Source organism: Williamsia sp. (genome assembly GCF_016462415.1).
Lineage (GTDB): Bacteria > Actinomycetota > Actinomycetes > Mycobacteriales > Mycobacteriaceae > Williamsia_A.
In genome coordinates, this window is record NZ_JAEMTF010000050.1 from 24171 (window position 1) to 33372 (window position 9202).

The following is a 9202-nucleotide window of genomic DNA, read 5'->3' on the forward strand; positions in this document are numbered from 1 at the left end:
GGGCTCACCGATGTCACCGCCACGTGAGACTCCTCAGGCACCTACCGATCGGTAGGTGCTACGGCGCTACCGTGAACCACGTAGTGGCCGAGGCCGTACGGACGCCGAACAGTCGTCCGGCGGGTGTCGGCCGAGGCCCCGACGACCGAGGAACTCCCATGACAGTCTCGTTGATCAACCCGGACGGTCATGTCCAGGTGCCGCTCTATCACCACGTGGCGGTTGCCACCGGGTCCACGCAGATCCATCTCGCGGGTCAGGTCGCCTGGGACGGCGACGGAAACCTGGTTGCACCTGGTGATCTCGCCGGTCAGGTCGCGCAGGTGTATCGCAACGTCGCGAGGGCGCTCGCCGCAGCAGGCGCCACATTCCGTGACGTCGTCAGGTTCACCTGATACGCGGTGGACTGGGAGAAGTCGAAGATGGAGGCATTCACCGCCGGCGTCGAGCAGGCTGGTCGTGAGTTCGACCTGCCCACTCCGCCGTTGGCACTGATCGGCGTCAGCATCCTCTACGAGCCCGGCATCCTGATCGAAGCCGAGGTCACCGCGATCATCGACTGATCACGCGCCCACCTACAGGTCGATGCGCCCGCTACGGCTGTGGAATTCGCCGGTCGGTCCGTTCCGGTCGAGTGTCGCCAGATGAACAGTGGCGTCGGTTCCCTCGGTGACCGACTGGTGGCCTGTGTTGGCGTTGAGATCGGTTGCGGTGTAGCCGGGATCGGAGGCGTTGACCCGCATCTCCGGGAGGTTCTTGGCGTACTGCACGGTCAGGGTGATCACCGCCGCCTTCGACGCGGCGTACGGGATCGCGCCGACGGGGAACTCATCGCGCTGCGGGTCCTGCAGGAAGCGGCCCATCCCGACGCCCGAGGCCACATTCACGATGACCGGGTTGGACGACTCCCGCAAAAGCGGTAGGGCCGCCTGCGTCACCCTCACGATGCCGACGACGTTGGTGTCGAGGGTGTCCGTCATCGCGTCGGCGTCGAGATCGTCGACACCGTGTGCGGAGCCGAGGACGCCGGCGTTGTTGACGAGGACATCCAACCGGGGGATGGACGACAGGGCTTCGGTGACCGATGCGGTGTCGGTGACGTCGAGACGGATGACCTGCGCGCCCAACGCGCGGACATCGCCGGCCGTGTCCGGGTCGCGAACGCCTGCGATGACGTCGTGGCCTGCCTCGATGAGTCGCCGGGTCGTCTCGAGTCCGAGACCCTTGTTCGCTCCTGTGATCAGTGTTGTGGTCATGTGCTCAATCCTGGGGTCCGAGCGGACGCGGTTCCAGGTACTCCTGTTACCACCCCGCCGCCCGGCAGGGGATGCAGGATGGTGGACATGAGTGAACTGTCGACCGTGCTCCGCGCGTGGCGGGAGCGGACCAGGCCCGAGGAGGTCGGGCTGCCCGCGATCCCCGGCCGTCGAACCCCGGGCCTGCGTCGCGAGGAACTCGCGGCGTTGGCGACCGTCAGCGTCGATTACATCGTCAGGCTCGAGCAGGGACGTGCACGACACCCGTCGGCGCAGACCGTCGCCGCGCTGGCACGAGCGCTGCGCCTCACCGACGAGGAGGTCGACCATCTCTACCAGGTCGCCGGATTGGCGTCGCCGAGTGGACACGTTGTCCCGCAGCACATCAGCCCCGGAGTGCGCCGGATGGTCGACCGGCTGGGGGATGTACCGCTGGCGGTGTTCACCGCGACGTGGGACATCATCCACTGGAACGGCCTGTGGGCGGCCATCAGTGGCGACCCTGCTCAGAGACAGGGAGTCGACCGCAACGTGGTGTGGCGTCACTTCACCGACGACTTCTCAGACGTCAGCTACGACGACCTCCACCACGAGGAGTTCAGTGACGATCTCGTGGCCGATCTCCGCGCCGCGCACGCCCGGTATCCCGATGACCGCACCCTGCGAGATCTCGTGACACGACTTCGCGCGACCAGTTCGGATTTCGATACCCGGTGGGGGCGCGTCAGCATGTCGGTTCACAAGTCCAGTCGCAAGGTGATGACGACATCGGTCGGTCCGATCGCCATCGACTGCGATGTGCTCACCGCACCGGGCAGCGATCTGCGAATAGTCGTCTACACGACCGCTCCCGGCTCGCAGGACGAGCAGCGCCTCGACTTGCTGCGCGTGGTGGGGACCCAGACTCTCGTCTGAGACGTCGACGCACGTTGTCAGGCCGGATGACGGGGCAGGGTCTGGTGGGTGGGCGACGAACGCATCGCGTCGATCATCAGGGCGGAGAAGCGACGCGCAGCTGCGACTCGATTCTCCGGCGGGGATGTCGCCAGCCCACGGTTGGCCGTCACGAACAGAATGAGGTCGGTGACGGCGAAATCCGCCCGGAGCGCCCCCTGCGCTTTCGCCCTACGGGCGAGGTCTGCGAATGCACCGAGCATCTCGGTCCGGTGTGATCTGATGTCGACGACGTCTGGGTACTCCGCGAGGAAGGCTTCGGTGAAACCCTGGTTCTGAGACTGCAGTTCGCTGAGCTCGGTGAGCACGTGACAGAAACCACGCCACGGGTCGCTGTCGTCGAAGCCGGCTCGTACGATCTCACGACACCTGTGGAACTCGTCCATGAACGCCTCCACGACCAAGTCCTTCTTGGTCGGGAACCGTCGGTACAGCGTCGCCGGACCCACGTCCGCCCTGCGTGCCACTTCGCGCATGGACACCCCGAGACCGTCGGTCGCGAACACCTCCCGCGCCACCTCCAGAATGCGGTCGCGGTTGTCCTTCGCGTCGGACCGGAGGAACTGATGCAGCTGATCGACCATGGCTCTCACTTTACGTAAACGGACGGGAGCGTCCGTTACGTTCGAGACCGTCACTCACCCATGGAGGTCTCCAGTGAAGGCAGTAGCAGTCCACACATTCGGCAGCCCGGACGGAATGCAGGTCATCGATACCTCGACGCCGACTCCACCGGCCGGTCACCTCCTCATACAGACCGAAGCCATCGGGGTCGGAGGTGTCGATGCGGTCATCCGCCGAGGCACTGTGAGCGGTTCCGGCTTCGGTCCCGGATATGTACCGGGCAGCGAGGTGGCCGGGATCGTCACCAAAACCGGCGAGGGAGTGGACCGGATCTGGGTGGGCCGACGCGTCTGGGCCTTCACCGGCGTCGGTGGCGGTTACGCAGAGCACGCAATCGCATCCGTCGGCAACGTGGTGGCGCTCCCGGAAGGGCTTTCCACCGTCGACGCTGTCGCGCTCGGCAGCGCTGCGCCGGTGGCCCATTTCGCGCTCGCCCAGGCCCGATTCACCGCGGGTGAGTCGGTCCTCGTGCGTGGCGCGTCCGGCAGCATCGGCATCGCGGCGGTGGAGCTAGCCTCGCGCGGTGGTGCGGGCTCGGTGACCGTGACCGCCTCGTCGGCCTCACGCGGTGAGCGACTGCGCGGATACGGTGCGACGCACGTGCTCGACCGCGACGGGAACGGAGAGGGGCCCGGGCTGTTCGACGTCATCATCGACATCGTGGCCGGGTCAGCGTTGCCCCGCTTCATCGAGCGCCTCGCACCCAACGGGCGGATGGTCCTCGTCGGTGTCGTGGCCGGCTATCCCCCGTCAGACTTCGGCATGACCCTTCTGGGAGCCTTCCAGAAATCCCTGACGCTGAGCACGTTCAGTCTCGACACCGTGCCCGCGGCCGATCGCGACCGGACTCGGATCGAACTGTTCGACGCTGCGGTGCGCGGCGACATCCACGCGGTCGTTCAGGACGTTCTCCCCCTGGACCGCGCCGCGGACGCGCACCGCCGCATGGACGAGGGAACGGTGTTCGGCAGGCTGGTCCTGAGACCGTGACTCGTGAGCCCGGCCCTCGCCGTCGAGGTTCAGGTGAGCTCGCACCGGGCATGGGACTCGGGTGCGATCCGAGCGAGTGGTGCAACCGCACCAGTCGCAGAGGACGACGGTGACACATTCCATCCCACTCATGCCCTCCCTGGCCACACGCGACGCCCACCCTGGGGTCACACCTGTTCGGTCTCATCCCTGACGCTTGGCTCGAGACCGCCCTGCGGCGCAGGGTCCGCCGGAATCGGCTCGACGTCATGGACGACGTGGGCTCGTACGAGCAGCTTGTTCCACAGTGGTTGCGACACAGGTGTTCGGCGCCGGATCTCGTCATCACAGAGCTGCAGATCCCTGGTGACACCCCGTACGAACTGCGCAGAGACGTCGAACTCAGCTGATTGCCGAAGGACGGTCTCGAGACACTCCCGGTATTCAGCCAGTTGGGAATCGTCCATCTTCACGAGCGCCACAATGGTCTCCCGAGCCGACACATCGTTCGTGACGTGGCAACCCCATTTTCGGGTCAGAGAACTTGTCGAGAAAGTATGGGTGGCATTCGACCTGTAGGGTTTGAACCCGAACACCTGATCAAATCCAGCGCCGCGGCATCGGTTCCGATCTGATTCCGACAGTACATCTTTCGTTGCCCAAATGTCGAATAGCGTTCTAAATAAACTTTTTTCGTGATCCGGCAGCGCGCTTCGCACATGCGTGACAACCGATCGGGGTCCCGCTGCCGTGACGCCCAACTCAACTGAAAGCATGCGGTTTCGCATGTGTTGTTCTACATCAACATGTTTCAAGCTCGGGGTTGTGGTCGTGTATGCGCCCTACGTCGCGTGGTCACCACTCCGCGGCGATTTGCCGACCCCCACACCGCGCTGGGATCGTTGATGCGAATGCAATGAGCGCACCACCGAGGACGTGTCGTCGACCGCCGCGGACCGACTGATGTCGACGCCGTCGCCCTCGTCATCGGCGGGCTGCGGGGTGCGTAGCGCGAAGACCGACGCCTGCTCGATCAGCCGCAGGGCCACCAATCCGGAGACGGCCACCACGCGTAGCGCCAGTCCGACCGGATTGGTCAGGGCGGACCGCAACGTTCGGTCAGGCGAGGTGGCCACGGACACCGGCGGCGCATGGCGCTGTGGTGGCACCACGGTCAACTGGACGGGACCGGATTGCTTGCGGCTCAACTCGATCTCGAGTCGGTTGAACCCGACGACCACCTTGAGTGAAAGCGGTACAGACATCGTCGATCTCCTCGGCAGAACCGCCTGGAGGCGAACTCGGACGCCGGACGCACCCAGCGATCTGCAGGTGTCGAATCCGGTGGGCTCGTGAGATGAGTTCGGTCGCAGGGAAACGTGTCGTGACATCTCGCCAACGGCAAGACAGACAAGAGCGCGGAAAACCTTTGGGCGGCGGATGCTCCTCCGCGTCACGGCCGTCTCAGACAGCGGTGATTGCGGTCCCGGACCGGCTGACATGCTCAGCACCGTCACCCTACCCTGTCCGAGCGAGGGACGGTCGCGACGTGTGCCCGGACCCGGGTCCGATCGGTTGCCGCCTCCAGAACCACAGGTGGCGGTACCGTTGGCAACACAGTCCACCCCGTTGTGATGGCCGCGTTCATTGCTCGCGAGTTCACATGGGCAACACGGGGCCGGAGCAGTTCCGATGAGCAGGGTGACGTGGGATGACCGAGTTGGACGACGGCAGTGACAACGATCATCAGGGGGAGCCCCTCGGCTCGCAGGAGGCCGGTATGGCCGTCTCGGACCTGAACGCTGCGATCAGCGACCTGGCAGGCCTCGTTGCAGACAGCCACGACCTGCCTGGCCTCCTGGCGGAGGTCGCGGCGTTCGCCGTGCAGGCGATACCCGGTGCCGAGGGCGCCGGAGTCACCCTGCTCCGAGTGGATCGGCCCGAGAACATCGTCGAAACCCTCGCTGCGAGTTCATTGTTGGTTGAGGAGATCGATCACATCCAGTACGTCACGCTGCAGGAAGGCCCCTGTATCACCGCGGCGCTGGAACGACGAACCGTCCGCTCGGGCTCACTCGGCGGCGAGAAGATGTGGCCCCGATTCGGCCCACGAGTGGGCAGACTCGGAGTGCACAGCGCCCTGTCCCTGCCTCTGTTGCTGCCGGGCAAGGTGGTCGGCGCCATCAACGTCTACGCTCGCGAGAAGAACGCTTTCGACGAGCACGCCGAGCATCTCGGAGAACTGTTCGCCAAACCAGCGGCCGCCGCCGTTCACAACGCTCAAATCCTCTCTCAAGCGATGACACTGACGTCGCAGCTGCAGATGGCACTCTCATCGCGGCCGACAATTGATCAGGCGATCGGGCTGGTGCGCGGGCGATCCGGACTCAGCGCCGAGGAGGCCTTCGACCATCTGAGGGCCATCAGTCAGGCAGAGCATCGCAAGTTGTCCGCTGTCGCGCAACGCATCGTCGACGAGGCGGTCCGACGCGCGGTCGCCCGTCAGACCCCGCACTGAGGCAATCGTCAGACGGCGGCGATACGCACGGGTTTCCGCGTACGGTCGACGAGGAAGCACACACCGGGAGACGGCACCTGACCCGATCCCCAGACCTCCACCGTGCACGGCGACTCGCCCTGGGCGGCCCCTGGCAGGCTCGATCGGCGCTCAGGAGCGTCAACGGAGCACGCACTCCATGACCATCACCGAATCGCTGGCGACCGCATTGGCCACACTGACCCAGGCGCTCGATCAACCCGGCGCCGACATTGCAGTCGGCCTCGATCGATTGACCGCGGACGCTGCGGCCTCGATACCGAGCTACAAGGGGCTCAGTATCATTGTTTCCCAATCGGAACCACCCTTTGCCGTCACGGTTCTGGCCAGTGGCAACCAACCCGGCGAGATCCGCACATCGCTCCGCTTCACGATTCGCGCCGAGGGTGGCGGTCACGAACATCCACCCGTTGATCTCATCTTCTACGGCGGTTCGCCGGGCACCTTCGTCGATCTGGCGGCTGACATCGCCTGGCTCACGAACCAGCCGTTGGATGCCCTGACGCTCGACGAGCACCTGACCGTCACGGCCGCATCCGATATCGCCACCCAGCTCGATGCCGCTTCGGAGATCAACCAGGCAATCGGCGTCCTCATCGGACGCGGGCTGACCCCTCACGAGGCGGTTCTGCGACTCGAGCAGATCGTCGGCGACAACGCCACTGACCGACACGGCGCCGCTCGAATCGTTCTGGACACGATGGTGTCTCGATCGCCCCCATGGGATCAGACGTCGATGTGATGGTCTCCGTCGGGTGTTCGAGTCACGGGACAGGCCGCCGACCACCCAGGGTCACCGTGGCCACGCCGGCGATCACCACAAGACCGCCGAAGAGCTCCGCGACAACCGGGGCCTCGTCAAGCCACACGAACGCGATCAGTGTTGCCACCGCGGGAACAAGGTAGAGCAGTGACGTCGACGTCGCGACCGGCACTCGCGACACCGTGTATCCCCACATCACGAATCCGAGCGCGGACGGTACGAGTCCGAGGTAGACCGCTGCCCACCACGCGCCCGCATCGGCGTCGGCGAGGTCCGCCCATGCGAGACCTGCGAACGGCACGGTTGCGACGACTCCGACAACCATCCCGTACGTCGCCACCTCCAGACCGGTGTGCCGACGCAGCAGAGGCTTGGTCAACGGGTGATAGATCCCCTGGACGACGGCCGCAGCGACCACGATCCAGATCGCCGACGTGACGGAGATGTCCGATCGTGCGGTCGACACCAGTACGACACCGACGACGGCCACGACACTTCCGGCGACCTTCACGATGGTGAGTCGTTCGCCGAAAACCCCTGCGGCGATGGCGATGCTGACCAACGGCGCGGTGGCCACGATGATGCTGGCGGTCCCGGCCGGCACATGTAACTCACCCCAGTTAAGCAGCACTTGATACGCGGCCATACCGAAGAAGCCGCACGCCACGACCAGCGGCAGTTCACGACGCGCCGGCAGTCGCATACCCGTGAACGGTGCGATCGACAGCAGTGCGAGAGCGGCGACCACCAGGCGCACGAGCGACAGACCGACCACACCCAGTTCCGGTGCGGCCACCCTGATGGCGGGAAATGCGCTGGCCCAGGAGATCACAACCACAGCACCGGCCAGCGTGGTGGCAAAGGTGCTCGCGGTGAGGGACGGATGACTACCGGGCATGGTTCAGCCTGCGCCACCGGTTCAGGAATCACCATTTACTTGTTGTGACTGTGCACGTAACGTCCGGTTACGTGTTGGATCCTCGCCGATTGCGAATGTTGGCCGAGCTCGGACGGCTGGGGACGATAGCGGCTGTGGCGAGACAACTGCATCAGACGGCCCCCGGAGTCTCGATGCAACTGGCTGCGCTGGAGAGGGAGGTCGGTGTCGCACTGACCGAGAAGAACGGGCGAAATCTTCGGCTCACCCCCGCGGGACGCGTTCTCGCCGACCATGGCGCCGACGTCGTCGAGCGACTGACTCTCGCCGAGATGGAAGTCCAGGCCCTCCGCGACGGCACAGCGGGCACGTACCGGGTTGCGGCGTTCCCCTCCGCCGCGCGCACCATCGTCGCGGCGATGTGGTCCACCCTGCGCGGGCCCGGACGCATCCCCCTCCAGCTCGAACTGGTCGAGATGGAACCCGACGAATCCATGGCCGCCCTGCGATCCGGTGACGCGGATCTTGCGCTGACACATACATATTCGATCATGGAGCCGGTCGACACGCGCAGGGTCTCGCTGTCGCCGCTACGGGTGGAACCAGTCTGGCTGGCCGTGCCCACGACCCGGCAGTCTGCCGCGCCCGCAAACCTTCACGACTACGCCGACGACGACTGGCTGGCGCCTCGACGCGAGAGCAGCTGCTTCGACATGACCTCCCGCGCGTGCGGCGTCGCAGGTTTCGTTCCCCGTGTTGTCGCCGAGGCCACCGACTTCGCCGTACTTCTCGCGCTCGTCGACGCGGGTGTCGGCGTCGCACTGGTCCCGGACCTGGCCATCGACAGGTTGCCTGCCGGGGTTCGGCTGCTCCCACTCGAGCAACCGGTGAACCGGCACATCTTCTCCGCCACGCGCGCCACTTCGGCTACGGACCCCGGGCTCGCACACTTGCGGGAAGCCATCGGTGACGCCTCGGCCGCTCTGGACCGCGAGCATGTCGGTCGTCCCCGTCGCTGACCCGCCATCGATGAACGGCCGCCTGCGCCTCGATGGTGGATGAGAACTCACCTGACGACCGCGTGCGGACTCAGTCGTTCGCCAGCAACCGCTGATGCGTCTCGGCCCACTGCGCCAACGCCAACACTGGTCCGGTCGCAAGCGATTCACCGAGGTCGGTCAACTTGTACACGGCCCCGTCGT

12 protein-coding genes are annotated in these 9202 nt (G+C 65.6%); 7 read left to right on the forward strand and 5 right to left on the reverse strand.

Annotated elements, in window-relative coordinates; genetic code table 11:
* Positions 1-158 precede the first annotated feature (158 nt).
* Positions 159-395 carry a Rid family hydrolase gene (locus JHC79_RS23830; RefSeq protein WP_366782775.1) on the forward strand — a complete coding sequence of 79 codons (237 nt, stop codon included), beginning with the start codon at positions 159-161 and terminating at the stop codon, positions 393-395.
* A gap of 27 nt (positions 396-422) precedes the next feature.
* Positions 423-563 (forward strand): hypothetical protein, encoded by a 141-nt coding sequence (locus tag JHC79_RS23835; protein ID WP_366782777.1) that lies wholly within the window; start codon positions 423-425, stop codon positions 561-563.
* A 12-nt stretch (positions 564-575) separates the two neighbouring features.
* On the opposite strand, the gene JHC79_RS13575 is transcribed toward JHC79_RS23835, so the two are convergent.
* Entirely contained in the window at positions 576-1256 is a 681-nt protein-coding gene (locus JHC79_RS13575) for an SDR family NAD(P)-dependent oxidoreductase (RefSeq protein ID WP_296391624.1), read from the reverse strand.
* Positions 1257-1343: 87 nt separating this feature from the next.
* Here JHC79_RS13575 and JHC79_RS13580 point away from each other — a divergent pair, with 87 nt between their 5' ends.
* Positions 1344-2171: a helix-turn-helix transcriptional regulator gene (locus JHC79_RS13580; protein ID WP_296391626.1), complete on the forward strand. Its 828-nt coding sequence runs from the start codon at positions 1344-1346 to the stop codon at positions 2169-2171.
* A gap of 17 nt (positions 2172-2188) precedes the next feature.
* Here the strand turns inward: JHC79_RS13580 and JHC79_RS13585 are convergent, their stop codons facing one another.
* Positions 2189-2794: a TetR/AcrR family transcriptional regulator gene (locus JHC79_RS13585; protein ID WP_296391628.1), complete on the reverse strand. Its 606-nt coding sequence runs from the start codon at positions 2792-2794 to the stop codon at positions 2189-2191.
* A gap of 115 nt (positions 2795-2909) precedes the next feature.
* Between JHC79_RS13585 and JHC79_RS13590 the strand changes: the two genes are divergently transcribed.
* Positions 2910-3824: a zinc-binding dehydrogenase gene (locus JHC79_RS13590; RefSeq protein ID WP_296391640.1), complete on the forward strand. Its 915-nt coding sequence runs from the start codon at positions 2910-2912 to the stop codon at positions 3822-3824.
* Positions 3825-3991: 167 nt separating this feature from the next.
* Here the strand turns inward: JHC79_RS13590 and JHC79_RS13595 are convergent, their stop codons facing one another.
* Both JHC79_RS13595 and JHC79_RS13600 read right to left on the reverse strand, forming a co-directional pair.
* Entirely contained in the window at positions 3992-4285 is a 294-nt protein-coding gene (locus JHC79_RS13595; protein WP_296391630.1) for a hypothetical protein, read from the reverse strand.
* 360 nt (positions 4286-4645) lie between these two features.
* Positions 4646-5068, reverse strand: coding sequence for a hypothetical protein (locus JHC79_RS13600; protein WP_296391632.1), 423 nt, complete (start codon positions 5066-5068; stop codon positions 4646-4648).
* Between the two features lie 446 nt (positions 5069-5514).
* Between JHC79_RS13600 and JHC79_RS13605 the strand changes: the two genes are divergently transcribed.
* Together JHC79_RS13605 and JHC79_RS13610 are read left to right on the forward strand one after the other, a co-directional pair.
* Positions 5515-6321, forward strand: coding sequence for a GAF and ANTAR domain-containing protein (locus JHC79_RS13605; protein WP_296391633.1), 807 nt, complete (start codon positions 5515-5517; stop codon positions 6319-6321).
* Between the two features lie 178 nt (positions 6322-6499).
* The gene (locus JHC79_RS13610) at positions 6500-7102 is read left to right on the forward strand and encodes a hypothetical protein (protein WP_296391635.1); all 603 of its coding nucleotides are present in this window, start codon (positions 6500-6502) and stop codon (positions 7100-7102) included.
* Positions 7103-7124: 22 nt separating this feature from the next.
* Here JHC79_RS13610 and JHC79_RS13615 read toward each other — a convergent pair whose 3' ends face one another.
* The gene (locus JHC79_RS13615; protein ID WP_296391638.1) at positions 7125-8021 is read right to left on the reverse strand and encodes a DMT family transporter; all 897 of its coding nucleotides are present in this window, start codon (positions 8019-8021) and stop codon (positions 7125-7127) included.
* A gap of 95 nt (positions 8022-8116) precedes the next feature.
* Here JHC79_RS13615 and JHC79_RS13620 point away from each other — a divergent pair, with 95 nt between their 5' ends.
* Entirely contained in the window at positions 8117-9019 is a 903-nt protein-coding gene (locus JHC79_RS13620; RefSeq protein ID WP_296391641.1) for a LysR family transcriptional regulator, read from the forward strand.
* Positions 9020-9202: the final 183 nt, after the last annotated feature.